17 protein-coding genes and 2 riboswitches are annotated in these 17057 nt (G+C 56.0%); of the genes, 12 read left to right on the top strand and 5 right to left on the bottom strand.

Going from position 1 to position 17057, the window contains the following annotated elements:
* Positions 1–75: 75 nt before the first annotated feature.
* Together ACFSW5_RS08280 and ACFSW5_RS08275 are read right to left on the bottom strand one after the other, a co-directional pair.
* The gene (locus tag ACFSW5_RS08280) at positions 76–1242 is read right to left on the bottom strand and encodes an acyltransferase (protein ID WP_379271333.1); all 1167 of its coding nucleotides are present in this window, start codon (positions 1240–1242) and stop codon (positions 76–78) included.
* Between the two features lie 108 nt (positions 1243–1350).
* A complete protein-coding gene (locus ACFSW5_RS08275; RefSeq protein WP_379271331.1) occupies positions 1351–2292 on the bottom strand; it encodes a helix-turn-helix domain-containing protein in 942 nt (313 codons plus the stop codon).
* Between the two features lie 137 nt (positions 2293–2429).
* Here ACFSW5_RS08275 and fucU point away from each other — a divergent pair, with 137 nt between their 5' ends.
* The 3 genes from fucU to ACFSW5_RS08260 are packed head-to-tail and all read left to right on the top strand — an operon-like array spanning position 2430 to position 5909.
* Positions 2430–2867 carry an L-fucose mutarotase gene (gene fucU, locus ACFSW5_RS08270; RefSeq protein ID WP_379271329.1) on the top strand — a complete coding sequence of 146 codons (438 nt, stop codon included), beginning with the start codon at positions 2430–2432 and terminating at the stop codon, positions 2865–2867.
* Between the two features lie 53 nt (positions 2868–2920).
* Complete coding sequence (locus ACFSW5_RS08265) at positions 2921–4417, top strand: tagaturonate reductase (protein ID WP_379271327.1); 1497 nt, start codon at positions 2921–2923, stop codon at positions 4415–4417.
* On the top strand, positions 4407–5909 hold the full coding sequence (locus tag ACFSW5_RS08260; RefSeq protein ID WP_379271325.1) for a UxaA family hydrolase: 1503 nt from the start codon (positions 4407–4409) through the stop codon (positions 5907–5909). The genes ACFSW5_RS08265 and ACFSW5_RS08260 overlap by 11 nt, the downstream gene beginning before the upstream one ends.
* Positions 5910–6424: 515 nt before the next feature.
* On the opposite strand, the gene ACFSW5_RS08255 is transcribed toward ACFSW5_RS08260, so the two are convergent.
* The gene (locus ACFSW5_RS08255) at positions 6425–7084 is read right to left on the bottom strand and encodes a GntR family transcriptional regulator (RefSeq protein ID WP_379271323.1); all 660 of its coding nucleotides are present in this window, start codon (positions 7082–7084) and stop codon (positions 6425–6427) included.
* A 300-nt stretch (positions 7085–7384) separates the two neighbouring features.
* Between ACFSW5_RS08255 and ACFSW5_RS08250 the strand changes: the two genes are divergently transcribed.
* The 7 genes from ACFSW5_RS08250 (at position 7385) to ACFSW5_RS08220 (ending at position 12633) form a co-directional block, all read left to right on the top strand.
* Positions 7385–8284, top strand: a complete 900-nt coding sequence (locus ACFSW5_RS08250) for a phosphate/phosphite/phosphonate ABC transporter substrate-binding protein (RefSeq protein ID WP_379271321.1) — start codon at positions 7385–7387, stop codon at positions 8282–8284.
* A 28-nt stretch (positions 8285–8312) separates the two neighbouring features.
* On the top strand, positions 8313–9107 hold the full coding sequence (phnE, locus tag ACFSW5_RS08245) for a phosphonate ABC transporter, permease protein PhnE (RefSeq protein ID WP_379271319.1): 795 nt from the start codon (positions 8313–8315) through the stop codon (positions 9105–9107).
* Positions 9104–9949 carry a PhnE/PtxC family ABC transporter permease gene (locus ACFSW5_RS08240; protein ID WP_379271317.1) on the top strand — a complete coding sequence of 282 codons (846 nt, stop codon included), beginning with the start codon at positions 9104–9106 and terminating at the stop codon, positions 9947–9949. Before phnE ends, ACFSW5_RS08240 begins: the two co-directional genes overlap by 4 nt.
* Positions 9950–9957: 8 nt before the next feature.
* Positions 9958–10743, top strand: a complete 786-nt coding sequence (gene phnC, locus ACFSW5_RS08235; protein ID WP_379271315.1) for a phosphonate ABC transporter ATP-binding protein — start codon at positions 9958–9960, stop codon at positions 10741–10743.
* Positions 10744–10817: 74 nt separating this feature from the next.
* The gene (locus ACFSW5_RS08230) at positions 10818–11606 is read left to right on the top strand and encodes a tyrosine-protein phosphatase (RefSeq protein WP_379271313.1); all 789 of its coding nucleotides are present in this window, start codon (positions 10818–10820) and stop codon (positions 11604–11606) included.
* 195 nt (positions 11607–11801) lie between these two features.
* A complete protein-coding gene (locus ACFSW5_RS08225) occupies positions 11802–12236 on the top strand; it encodes a MarR family winged helix-turn-helix transcriptional regulator (RefSeq protein ID WP_379271311.1) in 435 nt (144 codons plus the stop codon).
* A gap of 19 nt (positions 12237–12255) precedes the next feature.
* The gene (locus tag ACFSW5_RS08220) at positions 12256–12633 is read left to right on the top strand and encodes an ABC transporter permease (RefSeq protein WP_379271310.1); all 378 of its coding nucleotides are present in this window, start codon (positions 12256–12258) and stop codon (positions 12631–12633) included.
* Between the two features lie 324 nt (positions 12634–12957).
* On the opposite strand, the gene ACFSW5_RS08215 is transcribed toward ACFSW5_RS08220, so the two are convergent.
* Both ACFSW5_RS08215 and ACFSW5_RS08210 read right to left on the bottom strand, forming a co-directional pair.
* Positions 12958–13563 carry a DJ-1/PfpI family protein gene (locus ACFSW5_RS08215; protein WP_379271308.1) on the bottom strand — a complete coding sequence of 202 codons (606 nt, stop codon included), beginning with the start codon at positions 13561–13563 and terminating at the stop codon, positions 12958–12960.
* A gap of 156 nt (positions 13564–13719) precedes the next feature.
* Positions 13720–15075 carry an APC family permease gene (locus ACFSW5_RS08210; protein WP_379271306.1) on the bottom strand — a complete coding sequence of 452 codons (1356 nt, stop codon included), beginning with the start codon at positions 15073–15075 and terminating at the stop codon, positions 13720–13722.
* Positions 15076–15151: 76 nt separating this feature from the next.
* Positions 15152–15255, bottom strand: a riboswitch (guanidine-I (ykkC/yxkD leader).
* Between the two features lie 152 nt (positions 15256–15407).
* A riboswitch (guanidine-I (ykkC/yxkD leader) is annotated at positions 15408–15506 on the top strand.
* A gap of 80 nt (positions 15507–15586) precedes the next feature.
* On the opposite strand from ACFSW5_RS08210, the gene ACFSW5_RS08205 reads away from it, so the two are divergent.
* Positions 15587–16303, top strand: coding sequence for an urea amidolyase associated protein UAAP1 (locus ACFSW5_RS08205; RefSeq protein ID WP_379271304.1), 717 nt, complete (start codon positions 15587–15589; stop codon positions 16301–16303).
* A 58-nt stretch (positions 16304–16361) separates the two neighbouring features.
* Positions 16362–17015 (top strand): urea amidolyase associated protein UAAP2, encoded by a 654-nt coding sequence (locus ACFSW5_RS08200; RefSeq protein WP_379271810.1) that lies wholly within the window; start codon positions 16362–16364, stop codon positions 17013–17015.
* Positions 17016–17057 lie beyond the last annotated feature (42 nt).

Here is a 17057-nt window from a genome sequence, read left to right as displayed (position 1 = left end):
GCTTCGGACTTCTTATCGCCCTGGGCTGCCGCTCCTCATTTTGTCGCTAAAAATCCTATGTATAACCCGCTTGCCTTAAGCCGCCGTCGTCACTTCCGGCTTCTTGCCGCGCGGTGCGGTGAACTTGTCCGGCACTTTGCCGAATAGGATCCAGGCATGCTTCGTTAAACGGTAAGCGGCCAGCAGAATGATCAGCGAGCCGCCGAGCGCTAACGCGTAACCGCCCGCCATCCAGAGATGGTGGAGCCATGACGTTCCCGTTTGCGGCGGAAATTCGCGGTAGAACAGCAGAAGCGCGGGATGGACCAGATAAATGCCGAACGACAGCGAGCTTAAGTCGGTCAGCGCGTTTTTGACGGCGGAAGCGCCTTTGGCCCAAATCCAGTAAGACAGCTTCAGCAGCATGATCGACGTCAGCACCGTAAAGGCGTTATACCCGATCTCGTACCAATAGGATTCGAACTTCCCTTGTCCCGTTCTCGTAACGACCCACATCGTTACGAAACAGGAGGCGCAAACGAGCCATACGAGAACGAAAGCTCCCGTCGCGGCCGCTTTGCCGCGGAACCGGAACTCGGGGCCCGTCGCCAGCCACCGCTTCAAACGCGGATAATACATGCCGAAGAAGGCGCCGATCAAGAAAGGCGAGAAGTAGGTCAGCGAGACGCTCCCTTTGGACGGCACGGTCAGCACCCCTTGCTTCAGCAAATAATAGAAGCTCCACTGAACGGCGAAGCCGATCGGAATCGCAAGGCGGGCCAGCCATACGGCGCGCTGAAACAGAAACAGCAGCAGAGGAAACAAGATGTAAAACTGAATGATGATAAATACATAATAAAGATGCGTATACGCTTTGCCGTAAAGCAAATAGCCGCCTAGCATATCCAGCAGCTCCGGAGCGCTAAGACTGCGGTAATACAGGAAGTATTTCAGCACAAAATACGCAATCGAGATGAACAAATACGGAATGACGATGGACATGAGCCTTTTGCCGAAAAACTGCTTGACGGTGCTTATCGTCAACGGTTTGTCGTAGTAATTGTAGAACAATACGAACCCCGTTAGAAAAATAAAGGCCGGAACGCAAAACAACGAAAACGTGTTTAAAAAAACGTACGCTCCGTACAGCGAGGATTCCTTCATGGAAGCCATCGACGCGGATGTGGCATGAACCATTAATACCGCCAGAATGCTAATGCCGCGAACCAGGTTTAACTCGGGTATGGTTTCTTTGCGTGCCACAATAATTCTCCTCTACAGCTATCTTTTTCCTATGAATCTACTAGAGGATATTAGCATAATTCCTTCGAGTTGCCTATATCGCAAATAGGGTTATCGGCCCGGTCCGTTTCAATCGGGCTCCCGGCCTGGCTTCGCTGTCGCTTCCTTCTTCTTGTAGGCCGCAGGCGTCATGCCGGCAAGCTTCTTGAACATGCGGTGAAAATGCGGCAAGCTTTCGAACCCGCACTGCTCGGCAATCTGTTGAACGGTGGGGGGAGCGGCAGGGCTAGCCGACAGGTCCGGTTGCCCCTCCTCCGCCGCCGGTGCGCCGCGGAGCAGCTCCTTGGCGCGGATAATCCGCTTGGTCGTGACGTAATCGGTCACGTTCATGCCGGTTAGCCGCTTAAAAACGCGCGAGAAATGCGCCGGCGTGACGGCCGCCCGCTCGGCAAGCGCGGACAGCGAAAGAGGCAGCTCGGGGTGCCTGTCGATATGGCGCAATATGTCCTGCATCCACGGCGGGCCGATGACGGCCGCCGTAGCGAGCTGCTGCTCCGAGGGCGGCACGATGCTTCTCCCGAGCAGAAGCAGCAGCCGCTGAAGCAGGAGCAGCACCGCCTGCCGGTAGCCCGGCTGCCGCTCCTCGCGTTCGCGGGCGATTTCGTCCAGCAGCAGCTCGACTTGCCGCCGGTTCTCGCCGGCCGGCTCGTATTTGAAGCTTTTATATTTTTTGGCGTGCTCCAGGCAGCGCAGGAAGGAGAAGGACTCGCCGAAGCTTGGCGCCTGAACGAGGGCGCTGCTGAAGAAGACGGCGGTCGTCGTCACGGGATCCGCCCGGTCCGGGAAGGACTGGTGAATCGTGCTGCCCGGAATGAGGAACAGGTCGCCCCGTTTCATCTCGTACAACGTCTGGTCGACGAAGAAGGTGCCTTTTCCTTCATGGATATAAACGAGCTCATGCCACTCGTGCAGATGGTCGGGCAGCTCGGTTTTATAGTTTTTGCGGTCGCGGTACACGCAGTCGAACGGAAAGGCGGAACCGACGTCGAACGGCTTCCGGTACGGTCTCATGCAAGCGCTTACCCCTTTCGGCAAACATATCAAAATAGAGTATAAATATATCGGATTACGACATTTTTTCAACCGATTTTGGTTTCTATAATGTGAGTATAGCATATGGGAAGAAGTGAACAAGGGGAGAAAAAACGATGCTTAAAGGGGTACCGAGGATTCTATCGCCGGAGCTGCTGAAAATATTGATGGAGATGGGCCACGGCGACGAAATCGTCCTTGCCGACGCGAACTTTCCGGCGGCCCGCGTGGCGCAGCGGCTTGTCCGCGCCGACGGCCATCCTGTCCCGGAGCTGCTGGACGCGGTTCTGAAGCTTTTCCCGCTTGATACCTACATCGAGAAGCCGGCCGCTCTGATGGAACGCGTCCCGGGGGATACGGTCGAGACGCCGGTCTGGGACCGCTACCGGGAAATCGTGGAGCGCCATACGGGCCTATCGGACGCTTTCGAGTACGTGGAGCGGTTCGACTTTTACGAGCGCGCCTCCAGAGCGTACGCCGTCGTAGCGACGGGGGAAGCGGCGCAATACGCCAATTTGATTTTGACCAAGGGCGTCATCAAGGAGGAGCAATAAAGCAAGGCCGTTGACGAATCGTTTAGATCAACCGCAAAGGAGTTGTGCCCATTATGGCGATTTTACAATCGGGTTTGTTGTCGGATGAGGATTTGGCGAGATTTAAGGAGACCCAATCAAGTCCCGTTACGGTGCTGCAGGTCGGGGAAGGCAACTTCCTCCGCGGCTTTGCGGATTGGATGCTGCAGGAGAGCCGGAAGCAAGGGCTGTTTCGGGGAAGCGTGGCGGTCACGCAGCCGCGGCCGTCGGGAAGACCTAAGATCGAGAAGCTGGCGGAGCAGGAAGGCTTGTATACGCTGGTCATCCGCGGGCTTGAGAACGGGCAGCCGGTCGAGCGGAAGGAAGTCGTTTCCGTCATTGGCGACGCCTTTGATCCCTACAGCGATTGGGCAAGGTGGGAGCGTTACGCGGTGAGCCCCGACTTGAAATTCGTCGTGTCGAACACGACCGAAGCGGGACTCGCCTACAAGCCGGAGCCGCTTGCCGAAGGCCGGCCGATCCAATCGTTTCCGGGCAAAATCGCCTACCTGCTCCATAAACGCTACGAAGCGTTCGGCGGCGATCCGGAGAAAGGGCTGCTGTTTCTCCCTTGCGAGCTGCTCGAGCGGAACGGCGACGAGCTGAAGGCTTGCGTCCTCCGCTACAGCGAGGATTGGGGATATTCGGCCGCTTTCCGGGAATGGGTGGAGAACGGCAACCGGTTTCTCAACTCGCTGGTCGACCGGATTGTCACCGGCTACCCGAGCGAACAGGCGGAAGGCTGGTTCGAGGACTGGGGATACGAAGACCGCCTGCTCAATTCGGCGGAGCCGTACCATTTCTGGGCGATCGAAGGGGAGCCGGAGCTCGACGAGCTGCTGCCGCTTCGTAAAGCGGGGCTGAACGTGCACTGGGTCCGGGACTTAAAGCCGTTCCAGCTGCGCAAGGTGCGCATCCTGAACGGGGCGCATACGCTGATGACGCCGCTGTCGATTTTGCAAGGGCTCGATCAGGTGCGGGAAGTTATGGAGCATCCCGAGCTGGGGCCGTTTATCCGGCTTGCGGTGGAGGAGGAGATTATCCCGTCGCTGCCGCTTGACCGGGAGGAGCTGAACCGTTACGCAAGCGAAGTGTACGACCGCTTCCTCAATCCGTTTATCCGGCACCGGCTGCAAGATATCGCGATGAACAGCGTCAGCAAATTCAAGGTAAGGCTGCTGCCTTCGATCCTGCATTACGTCGAGCGCGGCGAGCGGCCGCCGGTCCGGCTGGTGAGCGGCTTCGCGGCGCTGCTCCGGTATTACAAGGTGCGTCAGACGGAGAACGGCTATGAAGGCACGGATTTGCGCGGCCAAGTGTACGCCGTGAGAGACGACGCAGCCGCGCTTGCCGCGCTGGCGGAGGAGTGGGCGGCGGCATCGGACGGCCGCAAGACAAGCGCGGAAACGGCGGCAAGCCTGCTGGCCCGCGCCGACGTGTGGGGGCAGGACTTGTCCGTGCACGCAACGTTGACGGAGGCCGTCGCCGCGGAGCTTGAAGTTTTGGAAGGAGAGGCTGTGCGTGGGCAATAACTGGATTAAGCTGAATGAGCGGGATCATGTCGTTATCGCGCTGCAGCCTTTTGCCGCGGGAGAGAGGTTGGAGCTAGAGAACGGAACGAGCCTGACGGTGCGGGACGACGTGCCGAAAGGGCATAAAATCGCGGCATGCGGCATTAAGGCCGGCGACCATGTCCTGAAGTTCGGCTACTCGATCGGCGTGGCCAAGGAAGATATTCCGGCCGGAAGCTGGATTCATACCCATAATTTAAAAACGGGACTTTCCGGCATATTGGATTATACGTACGAGCCTGTCCGGGAGCAGCCGGCGGCGGAGCTGCCGCCGCAAGCAAGACGTACGTTTAACGGTTACGTCCGTCCCGGCGGCGAGGTCGGCATCCGCAACGAAATATGGGTTATCAACACGGTCGGCTGCATCAACAAAACATGCGAAATCGTCGCCCGCCGGGCGGACGCGATGTACCGCGGCCAAGTCGACGGCGTGTATCATTTCGCCCATCCGTTCGGCTGCTCGCAGCTGGGCGACGACTTGAAATATACGCAGAAGCTGCTCGCTTCGCTCGTCAACCATCCGAACGCCGGAGGCGTTCTGGTGATCGGACTCGGCTGCGAGAACAACCAGATCGACTCCTTCAAGGAAGCGATCGGCGCGTACGACCCGAACCGGGTCAAGTTTATGCGCTCGCAGGAAGAGGAAGACGAGATCGAGAAGGCGCTGGAGCTGATCGACGAGCTGGTCGAATACGCTTCGTCGTTCAAGCGCGAGTCCGTCCCGGCGTCGAAGCTGAAGCTGGGGCTCAAATGCGGCGGATCGGACGGCCTGTCCGGCATTACGGCCAACCCGCTTGTCGGCTCGGTCGCCGACCGGCTTGTGCAGGCGGGAGGCACGGCCATTCTGACGGAGGTGCCGGAAATGTTCGGCGCCGAGAAAATATTGATGAACCGCGCGGCGGATGAGCGGGTATTCGAGGATATCGTTCATCTGATCAACGATTTTAAGCAATATTTCATTCGCCACGATCAGGAAATTTACGAGAACCCGTCGCCGGGCAACAAGGCGGGCGGCATTACGACGCTGGAGGAGAAATCGCTGGGCTGCACGCAGAAGGGCGGCCATGCTATCGTAACCGACGTTCTGCCGTACGGAGAGCGGGTCACGAAGCCGGGGCTTAACCTGCTGGAGGCGCCGGGCAACGATCTCGTATCCGTCACGGCGCTGTCGGCGGGGGGCGCGCATATCGTCCTGTTTACGACGGGGCGGGGCACGCCGTTCGGCGGACCGGTTCCGACCGTGAAAATTTCGACGAACAGCGAGCTGGCCGCCCGCAAAAAGAACTGGATCGATTTCGACGCCGGGCAGCTGCTGGAAAGCAAAAGCATGGCGGAGCTGACCGACGAGCTGTGGGAGACCATTCTCTCCATCGCTTCCGGCGAGACGGAAACGAACAACGAGCGCAACGGCTTCAAGGAGATCGCGATTTTCAAGGACGGCGTAATTCTATAAAAGCTGCGCCTTAAGGCGCAAAGATTTAAGCGAAACCCACCGTTACGTCAGGGAGCCGACCCTGCGCGGTGGGTTTTCGTTTGTTTATTCGTGACTACGGCCATCGTTGCTGGTTCTTACAGGACAGGGGGAGGCTCTTTTGATGGCCGCCCTTAGTACTAGGCTTTTTCCATTCTTATCGGCAGTATCCCCAAGACTCAGGAGAACGGGCGGCAGGATGGACGATAGATTGGACAGTTTCTGAGCAAAGGATATTGCAAAGAAGGAGGTCTTTCGTGCTAAGAATGAAGTCTTGTTACAGATTTTGGCACCAAAATTCCAGCGTTGTCCCGCAGGGGCAAAAGCGCTCCCAGCTCGGAACAACGGGTTAACGTCTGTGGCAGGGATCGTTATTCTTTTGGGGTGGCCTTCAGGGGCGAAGCCCCTTGGGGTCCCCCTTACGACAAGGGGGATTTAGGGGGTTGGGATCTTTTGATTTAGGGGGTTGGGAGCCCTTGGGTTGGGATCCCTTGGGTTCAATAAAAGGACTTCCGCTCGCGGATTTTGTCGGACATTTGAAGCAAAACGCCGCGAAGCGTCGGCCAGTCGCTTTCTTCCACCGCCCGAAGAATGCTGCCGTTAAACGGCGTCGCGCTGAAATGCGGGGCGTTGGGCGTCAGCCGGTAATTCATTACCGCAAACAGCATCGATTTGCTTTGCAGCGCGCGCAGCGAGTTCATCATGCTTTCGTTCCGGGCGGCCGACAAGTAGCAATAGGTGAAGTCGCTGCTCGCCTGGATATACCCCATATAATCGGTGCGTTCCGTGGCTTCCTTCTGCCTTGCATAATGTCCCCTTAGCTCCTCCAGCCTATGAAACCCTTCCTGCTCGATATATGCGGCCGCGTACAGCTGCATGGCGAGCGTAATTTCGACAATCTCGTACGATTCCCGGTACGAAACCTCCTTGACGAACACGCCGCGTTTGCGCAAAGACTGAACAATGCCGTCCGATTCCAGGCGGGAGATCGCGATGCGGACCGGCGTCCGGCTCATGCCGAGCTCGGCTGCGATATCGTTTTCCGACAGCATCGTGCCGGGCTTTATGTCCCCGTTCATCAATTTATTCCATAAGTGCTCGTAAGCCGCATCGATCAATGTTCCCGATGTTTTCGTCTCCAATGGTTTCGTTTCCATAGCCAGTGCGATCCTTTCCGTGCTTTAAAATATATAAATTTATAAGCTTCACCCTTATAACGGGCATCTATTTCATCCGCGAAACGGATTTCGCCTGTCCAAGACGGCGAAGCCGTTTACGCTTGTGTCGCTAGTATAGAACGTACGGGAGCGGGAACAAAGTGAAGATCGTGTAAACAAATTTGAAAAGCGGTGAAAATGCAGGTTTACAAAAGCTACATAGCGGGATGATACGGCGTTAACAAAAACCTTCTAGTATTCAAGTTGTATTCAAACGAATAACTGGAGGAAAAAAACGAAATGAAAAAAATGATTAGCTTGCTTTTGCTCGTAATCGCGACGGTTACCATATTGTCCGCCTGCGGATCCGCCGAAGCGGGCTCGATGAAAAAATTCGTCATCGCTTATTTGCCGCAGGAAAGCAGCGACGAAGCGGCCAAGCTGAACAAGGATTTCGAAGACGCGCTTTCCGAGACGCTTGGCGTGCCGGTCGAATCGTATAAAGCAACCAGCTATAACGCGGCCATCGAAGCGATGAAGAACGGCAAGGCCGATATGGCGACGTTTGGTCCTTTCTCTTATATCGTTGCGGTCGACCGCGCAAAGGTAGAGCCGGTTGCGGGCATCAGTCTCCCGTCCATGGCGGATTCTCCGGCTTCGGTCATCATCGTTCCGAAAGATTCCGACATCCAGACGATTGCGGATCTGAAGGGCAAAACAATCGGCTTCGTCGACCCGGTTTCCACGACCGGCCACCTGTTCCCGAAAGCGATGATCGTGGATGAGCTTGGCCTCGACCCGGAGGAGCTGGAGACGAACTTCTTCAGCAGCATCCAGTTCGCGGGCAAGCACGATACGGCTGCGATCGGCGTTGTGAAAGGCCAATACGACGCGGCGGGCGTCTCGGGCATGTATCCGGCCATGCTGGCCGAAAAAGGCTTGATCGACAAAGATTCATACCGCGTAATCGCCGAGTCCGGTCCGCTGAACGCGACGCCGGTGGGCATTCGCCCGGACATTGCCGCCGACGTGAAAGAAAAAGTGAAATCGTTCCTGCTCTCCTATAATAATCCGGAATATTTCGAGAATATGTTCGGCATGGCCGACGCAAAGTTCATTGAAGTGAAGGACAGCGATTTCGACAACATCCGCGATGTTGCCGAGAAGCTGAACCTGAGCACGGAAGAACTGCTTCAATAGATTCTCGCAGAAAGGAAGACCAGACGGTATGTACAATGACACGGCGGCGCTCTCGCTCCGGAAGCAAAAAAAAGCCAAACGGCTGACGAACCTGGCGCTGCTCGCAGCAGCGCTGGTCTTCTCCATTTGGTATATCGATTTCAATCTGATCGAGTTTTTGACCGGCATTCCGATCTTTCTGACGTTCCTGTTTACCGACTTTCTGCCTCCCAATCTGGATAATATGGACAGCTATATTCGGCCGGTTCTCGATACGCTTATTTTTTCGGTCGTGGCCAGCTGCATTTCCTCGGTGCTGGGACTGATTATCGCATTTTTGAGCGCGCGCAACACCGCTCCGCATCCGGCTATTCGGATTGTGCTCCGAGGCATTGTATCTTTTGTCCGCAACGTGCCGTTTCTGGTATGGGCTTCGCTTCTTGTCGTCATTTTCGGCGTAGGGGCGATGCCGGGCTTGTTCGCCCTCGTCCTGTTCGGCACCTGCTTCCTTGGCCGGGTCTATGCCGAATCGATCGAGGAGCTGGACAAGGAGGCGGCCGAAGCGCTGCAAGCAGCAGGGGCCACGTACGGGCAGCTGATCAAGCATGCCGTTATTCCCCAGTTTTTGCCGAGCTATTATTCATGGACGCTGTTTATGTTCGAAATTAATATACGCGCATCCGCGATTCTCGGCCTTGTCGGGGCGGGCGGCATCGGCAGCAACCTGAAGCAGGCGATGGATCTGTTCCAGTACAGCCGGGCGTCGATGATTATCGTTATTTTGATTGTGCTCATTCTGGCCGTCGAATTTATTACGCAGAAGGTGAGGGAACGTATATTATGATCCAGCAGGAAATGGAGAGCTGCCTCCCTCCGCATCAAGCGATGTTCGATTCCGGCAAAAAAATTCCGATTGCCCACCGCAAAACGAAACGGCAAACGAGGCTGTTTTTTGGCGTGGCGGCCCTTTTGTTTATCGTTTGCTTCAGCTTTCTCGACTTGAGCTGGGAGCAGTTCGCGAACGGACTTGACAGCATTCCCGCCGTTGCGCAGGCCGTGCTTCAAATCAAGTTCGGCTCCGTGCCCGAGCTTATCGGCGGCATGATCACTTCGTTGATTATCGCTTTTCTGGCCGTCGTATTGAGCGTCGTGCTGGCCGTGCTGCTCGCCTTTCTGATCGCGGAGAACATTACGCCGGTCAAATGGGCGGGCCGTATTCTTCGTTACGTGCTGCTTATTATCCGGACCGTCCCGACGACGATCTGGGTGCTGCTTGCGGTGGCCAGCATGGGCTTCGGCAACATGGCCGGCGTGCTTGGTCTGCTGTTTCCGACCACCTCCTATTTGATCAAGGCGTTCGCCGCGCAAATCGAGGAGACGGGCGACGATACGATCGAAGCGATGCGAGCCGTCGGCGCATCGTGGCTGCAAATCGTCTTCAAAGGGCTGCTGCCCGGACTTGCGCTGCCGTTCCTGGCCACGATATCGTTCCGCTTCGAGATGGAGGTCGCGGAGACCGTTATGCTCGGCATGGTCGGCGCGGGCGGCATCGGCGTGCTGCTTCAGGATTACATCTCTTATTACGAATTCGCCGACCTGGCGATGGGCGTCATTATTGTATTCATCACGATATTTTCCGTCGAACTTATATCTAGCCGCGTCCGCAACCGTCTGGCGAGACGTTAACAGGAGGCATGACAATGACAGCGATATTGAAGGTAGAGGGTCTCGTCAAAGCTTACGGCGCGGGTACGCTGGCGCTGAAAGGAATCGATTTGACGGTGGAGGAAGGCGAGTTCATCGCGGTTATCGGACCGAGCGGCGCCGGCAAATCGACGCTGCTGCGCTGCATGAACCGGCTGATCGAGCCGACCGAAGGAACCGTGTCGTTTCTCGGCGAGCCAATGAACGGCAGCAAAAGCCATCTGCGCCGCTGGCGCTCGCAGATCGGCATGATTTTCCAGCATTACAACCTCGTGAACCGGTCCAGCGTGCTGGAGAACGCGCTGCATGGACGCCTTGGCTATATGAGCTCGCTTGCCGGCGTATTCAGCCGCTACAGCGAGGAGGATAAGCGGGCCGCAATCGAGCTGCTCGTCAGGGTTGGACTTCAGAACGAAATTTACAAGCGCGCCGACGAGCTTTCCGGCGGTCAGAAGCAGCGGGTCGGCATTGCCCGCGCCCTGATGCAGAAGCCGAAGCTGATCCTGGCGGACGAGCCGATCGCATCGCTTGACCCGAAATCGTCGGCCGTCGTCATGGATACCATCTACGACAATTGCACCTCCCGCGGCATCGCCTGCCTGGTCAACCTGCACCAGGTGGAAGCGGCGAAGAAATACGCAACCCGAATCGTAGGGATCAAAGGCGGCGAGAAAGTATTCGACGGCAAGCCGGAAGAGCTGACGGACGAGATGATCCGCCGCATTTACGAAGGCAAAGAGCACGAGATGCGCGCGAAGGCTGCGGCCGGCGCTTAAAGAGGATAGGAAATATCCCGGCCTAAGAAGCCGGCACCCCATTCGCATACTTTTGAAGGAGATGAAGAATATCGATGACTGAACAAATCGTAAACCGTTACGCCGCTTATCCCACCGAACGAGTGCTTCCGTTTTCCGGCGTGCAAAATTTCCGGGATATGGGAGGCTATGAGACGGCGGACGGCCGCAAAGTGAAATACGGCATTTTGTTCCGGGCGGCCGAACTGACCGGTCTGACCGAGGAGGATGCCGCGTTCTTGGAATCGCTTGGCATCAGAACGATATTCGATTACCGCGGCGACGATGAAGCGGAGCTGAAGCCGGATCCGGCAATTAAAGGCGCCGTGTATGAACGCATACCGGCCATTCCGGAGCTGCAGTATCGGTCGCATCGCGATATGGAATCGATGCTGGAGCAGTTTGACGCCGGCGCGCTGGACCATATGTACGGCGCGCTGCCGATCAATAATCCGTCCTACAAAAGGTTGATGCAGCTGCTGGCCGATCCGGAGCGTCTCGGTCTTGTTCATCACTGCGCAGCAGGCAAGGACCGGACGGGTGTCGGCGCGGCGCTCATCCTTTCGGTGCTGGGCGTTCCCCGGGAAACGATCATGGAGGATTACCTGATGACCAATGAAACGCTGAAGGGTCTGCATGAGACCGTGATGTCCGAGCTGGCTCCCAAGCTGACGCCCGAGAAGCTTGAGCTTGTCATGCGCATGATGGATGCGCGCGAAGAGTTCCTGGAGTCGGCGTTCCGCGCCATCGATGAAAAGTACGGCAGCATGGAAGCTTACTTCGAGCAGGAGTTCGGATTGACGCAGCAGAAAATCGCTGCGATACGGGACTATTGCCTGGAATAGCGATCCCGACGATATAACGATCCAGCACCGCCGGTTAACGAGGTCCGCCTCCGCTAACCCGGCGGTTTGTTTTGTTGCCGGTTACGGCAGGGGCCGTCGCGATAGCGGAATGCCGCCGGTGAAAAAAAGATTTACAAATTTAATAAGTATACATATAATAACTATACTTATTATCTAGGAAAGGAATGAGCGGTGTTGGCACAACGCGATCATAAGGATACGCTCGGTTATTGGCTGCACCATATGTCAGCGCTTCATCGCCGGGTCTTTACCGCGGATACGAAGAAGTTCGGTCTGACCGCGGAGCAATACGGACTTCTCTTCCAGCTGCGCGACCGCGGAGGCATCAGTCAAAAACAGCTGGCCGAACTTATGCACAAGGACCAGGCGACTACCGGCAAAATCGTCGAAAAGCTGGAAGCCAAACGACTGATTCATCGTTTGCCCGACCCGTCCGACCGGCGTGCGTTTCTGCTTTATATTACAGAGGAAGGGAAGGAGGTACTCCGTCAGCTTATCCCGTTGGCTGAAACGGTTGAGGCGCAGGCGTGGGAAGGCGTTTCAACCGGGGAAGTAGAGCTGTTTAAACAAATCATGCGCAAGATTCACGATAATTTGTACCGCAAATAAAGGAAGAGGACGGATAAAATTGAAATCGGCTTTAGCTTTATTCAAAACGTTGCAGGTTCGAATCGGACTTGTATTTGCCATTTTTGTACCTTTTGTGTTTCTCATGATATGGATGACGGGCTATGACGATGCGACCGAACGGATCGATCGGCTTCATGTCGGGATTGTCAGCGAAAATCCGGACGAGAACGGAGCGGCTGTCCAATTCCTTACGACGCATGCGCCGTTTCAAACCGAGCTTGTTTCCTCGAAGGAAGAAGCGCTTGCGGACATGGACAACGGGGACACCGATATGGTCGTCGTCGTACCGGCCGGTCTGCAAACCGCCGGGGCGAACGGCGGCGCAACGCTGACTTACTACGTAAACGACCGCAGTTCGGATCTCACCTGGCTATGATCGCGATTGTCGCATGGGGGCTGACCGTGTTGCGGCTCGCCTTATCCAGACAACAAGCAGCCCCGGTTCCGCAAACGCAAGGATAAACGGTTTCCTGACCAGTAAGAGGGGACGCGCCGCGTCCTGCTTTGTCTAATTCCCCTCCCGGCAGACACCCAAGCGTTCAAAGCCATGAAGATAATGGACCGGGCGGTGCCGGATGAAGGGGATTTTCTTTATTCGGCAGCTATAAGACCGCTTGGCGATTGAAGTCCAAACCAAAAGAACGGCTGCCAAGCAGCCGTCCTCAAAAGGAACAATTTCGTTTGCATTATTTTGCCCGGGTTAAACCGAAACCGCCCCGTCCTGTTGCGCGGAGGCCGCGTCCTGTCCTTCCCGGACGAGCTTCAGAAACTCGCGCATAAAGCCGGGAAGATCCGGCCAGGCATGGCCGGTCACGAGCTTGCCGTCGACATGCAGCGTATGTTCGGCGTAGGTTGCGCCAAGCGCCTCCACATCCAGGCGGCATGCGTTATAGGCGGTCATCGTCCGGCCTTCGAAGTAGCGGTTGTCCTTGAGCGAAGCGAATACTTGCGCGCCGTGGCAGATGGCGCCCACCGGTTTGCCGGCTTCGAAGAAATGCTTCAGAATGCGGGGCAGCTCCGCGTCCGTGCGAATGTATTCCGGCGCGCGGCCGCCCGGTATGATGACCGCGTCATAGTCCTCGGGATCGACGTCGACGAAAGCGATATGCGATTGCAGCTGGTGCGCGGGTTTTTCCGTGTACGTATCCCACCCGTCGACAAAATCATGCACGACGGTTTGCAGCGTTTTTTGCTTAGGAGATGCGATGACAGCCTCGTACCCTTCCTCCAGCACGCGGTAGTACGGATAATAAACCTCCAGCACCTCGACCGCGTCTCCGGTCAGAAACAAAATCGATTTGGACATGGGCTCACTCCTTTTTTTGTAGGGGATCGGAATAAACAAACATACCTATGCAACTTCATTATCCAATTCCTTACATATTATGTCAACGGACTGAATTTGCGGAATAAACGCCGAGTTTGTCGAAAATATTGAAGGGGACGTTAAAGTTAAAGCGAGCTAAAGCCTCTTGTCCGACCGCAGCTCTTCGGCGATCGCAGGCTTCGCCGCAAGGAAAGGGCGTTTGAATCCTTTGGACCGCCATATTTTGTATGCGGCGCCAGCGATAATCCAGGCGAGTCCGGTCATAAGCGCATGCCCGTCCAGCAGGCTGAGCAGCCAGCCGACAATAAACGCGCCGACGAGCGGAAACAACAGGTAGCGGATCGTATCGGCCGCCGAACGTTTGCGGTCCCGAATATACAATTGGGCGATGACCGACAGATTGACGAAGAAGAACGCGGTAAGCGCGCCGAAATTGATGAACGTCAAAGCCATATCGAGCGGGATCACGAGAGCAAGCAACGCAAATCCGTTGACTACGGCGATATTGAACAGCGGCGTCTTGAATTTCGGATGAAGATAGCCGAACGTTCTTTTCGGAAGCTCGGAATCGCGTCCCATCACGTACAGCAGCCGGGTAACGGTCGTAAGGGAGGCGAGGCCTTGCGTAAAGATCGCAAAGACGAGCACCGTAATGAACAACGCCGAAAGCCCCGCGCCTCCGACCAGCTTCATCAGCTCGAAGGCGGCATCGTCCGTAGCCGGCAGCTGCAGGCCCGGGAACGCCAGCTGGGTTATATACGAAGTAGTCAAATAGATGACGCTTGCGATCAGAATGATGAGAAGGATCGCTTTCGGCACCGTTTTGCCCGCGTTGACGGTTTCCTCCGACATCGTCGTGACCGAATCGAAACCAAGGAAGGAGAAACAAATGATCGAAGCGCCGGCGAGCAGGACGGAAAGAGGCACTTCCGTTTGCAGGAACGGCTCCAGCGGATTGCCGGGGATGCCGCCGTCTATCAGCCGCTTGGCCAATATAGCGCAGAAGAAGCCGATAAATACGATTTGCAGCAGAACGAAGGTTTTGCTAAGGGCGGCGGAAAATTTGATGCCAAGCGCGCTGACCGCTGTAAGAACCAGGTTGATCAGCACGATCCAGACGGCGGCGGGGACGGAAGGGAACTGGGCATGCATAAAAATCCCGAACATCAGATAAGCGATAAGCGGCGAGAACAAGTAGTCCATCAGGACGGACCAGCCGACCAGAAAGCCGGCCTTCGGGTGAATCGCTTTCCCCGCATACGTATAAGAGGAACCGGACGTCGGAAACCTTCGCGCCATGGCTCCGTAGCTCAATGCGGTAAAAAAGATCGCGCAAAAGGCGAGGGCGTAAGCCTGCGTGAGCATCCCCCGCGAAGTTTCAAACGCGACGCCGTAGGTCGTAAAGTAAATCATCGGCGTCATCCAGGCAAGCCCGAGAAAGACGACCTGTGCCAAAGACAATGTGCGGTTCAGTTGGATTTCCGGTTTCATTCATGCCACTCCCCTGTAACATTCGTTTTTTGAATAGCGAAAAAACAAAGCCCGGAGAGCGCTATCTTTGCAGATAACCTCCCGGGCTTTTCTCCCTCCGTGGACACGGCCGGCAGCCGTGCGTTTTCTCTCGGACCAGGCCGGGCGGGAAGCGCCCGCGGAACCCTAGAAAACAATTTTTCGTATTCGCTTTTGTTTGTGTTAGAAAATATAACATGTGATTTCCGGTTTGAAAAGACCTTTTTACAAAAAAAATGAAATGAAAAATTATATGACATGAATATTGACATATGCAGGAGGTTGATGGTAATTTTATTGACAACAAATTTCATGCGAAAGGCTAGCTAGGGTTCCGCCGAAGAGATTCGGGACTGGTCCGAGAGCAGCCGGCTCCGCGAGGAGACACACGGAAGGACAAAAGCCTGGGAGATGTCATCAAGATGCAAATCTTGTGATGTCTCCCTTTTTGTTTTCTTGCGGAGAGCGATAAGACGTAAAGGAGAGAACAGCGATGACGAACGTTTGGAGCAAGACGCTAAAGCCGGGGGATAAATGGTCCGGCTTTGTCGGAAAAGGAAAGCTGCTGCGGTTTACAGCGCTTGAGGAAGGGGCCAATGTGTCCATGCTTCTTTACAATGCCCGGGATTTGACGGAGCGCTACAATATGCCGGATACGCTGAAAGCGCAGCATACGTCGCATCTGACGAAAGGGCACGCGCTCATGAGCGACAACGGACGCGTGCTGGCCGGCATCGTGGAGGACAGCTTGGGCTGGCACGACCCTCTGTCCGGCTTTACGACAAGGGAAGGGACCGACGCGAAATACGGGGCGACCCGTTATCAGGAGCTGCGCAATGAATGGCTGCGGTGCGGATACGACAATTTCGCGGTGGAGCTTGCGCGAAACGGGCTTGCGCTTCGCGATTTGGCGCCGCCGGTCAATTTGTTTTCCAAAGTGTATTGCGACGAAGACGGGCGTATGATTTACGCGGAAGGGCATTGTCCTGAAGGGGCTAGTGTGGTGCTTCGAACGGAGATGGACGTGCTGCTGCTGCTGTCGAACACGCCCAATCCGCTTGATCCTCGGACGCCCTATCCGTCGGTTCCGGTGCTTGTCGAGGCTGCCGAAGCCGACCCGATCGGGCCTGCCGATTGCTGCGTCAACCGTTGTCCTGAAAACCTGCGGGCTTACGAAAACACGTGGGCGTACGACGCTTTGATCTCTTAGCTCATGCTTCCGAAGCGGGAAGTAATACTCAAACAAATGGTCAGGAGGAATGACGATGATGACGACTGCTTTCAACCGCGTCGAAAGCGTGCTGCCGGAAAAGGATGCGATTTACGATTTGACTTTGCCTGCCGGAGAAGGGTGGATGTATGATCTGGAGCCCGGCCAAACGTTCCGCATCGTGGATTTGGAAGGAAACCAGGCTGCGGATACGCTCTTTTTCGATGCCGACAATCCGCAGGACCATTACAGCGCTGTGCGGACGATAGCGGCGCAAGGCAATATTTATTTGACGGCCGGTTCGGCGCTGCTTGCCGAAAGCGGAAACGAGCTGGTTCGTATCGTGGCCGACACCTGCGGCAGGCACGATACGCTGGGCGGCGCGTGCTCGGCGCAAAGCAATACGGTCCGCTACGCGCACGACAAGCTGCATATGCACAATTGCCGCGATACGTTTTTGCTCCAGCTGGCCAAACGCGGCGGTTCCTATACGAAGAGGGATCTGGCCCCCAACGTGAACTTTTTCATGAACGTGCCCGTAACTCCGGAAGGAGGGCTGGAGTTTGCCGACGGCGTATCGGCTCCCGGCCGTTATGTGGAAATGCGGGCGACGCGCCGCACAACGGTGCTGATCAGCAACTGCCCGCAGCTTAACAATCCGTGCAACGCGTATAATCCGACGCCGGTTAGGCTGCTCGTCTGGAATCCGTAACCGTCTTGTTAATCGCTGATATTGAACCTGTAAAGGAGTGGA

It is taken from the genome of Paenibacillus thailandensis (assembly GCF_042685365.1).
In the GTDB taxonomy this organism is placed as follows: domain Bacteria; phylum Bacillota; class Bacilli; order Paenibacillales; family Paenibacillaceae; genus Paenibacillus_AP; species Paenibacillus_AP thailandensis.
Note: the sequence above shows the minus strand (reverse complement) of the source record. Positions and strands in the feature narration are given on the sequence as shown.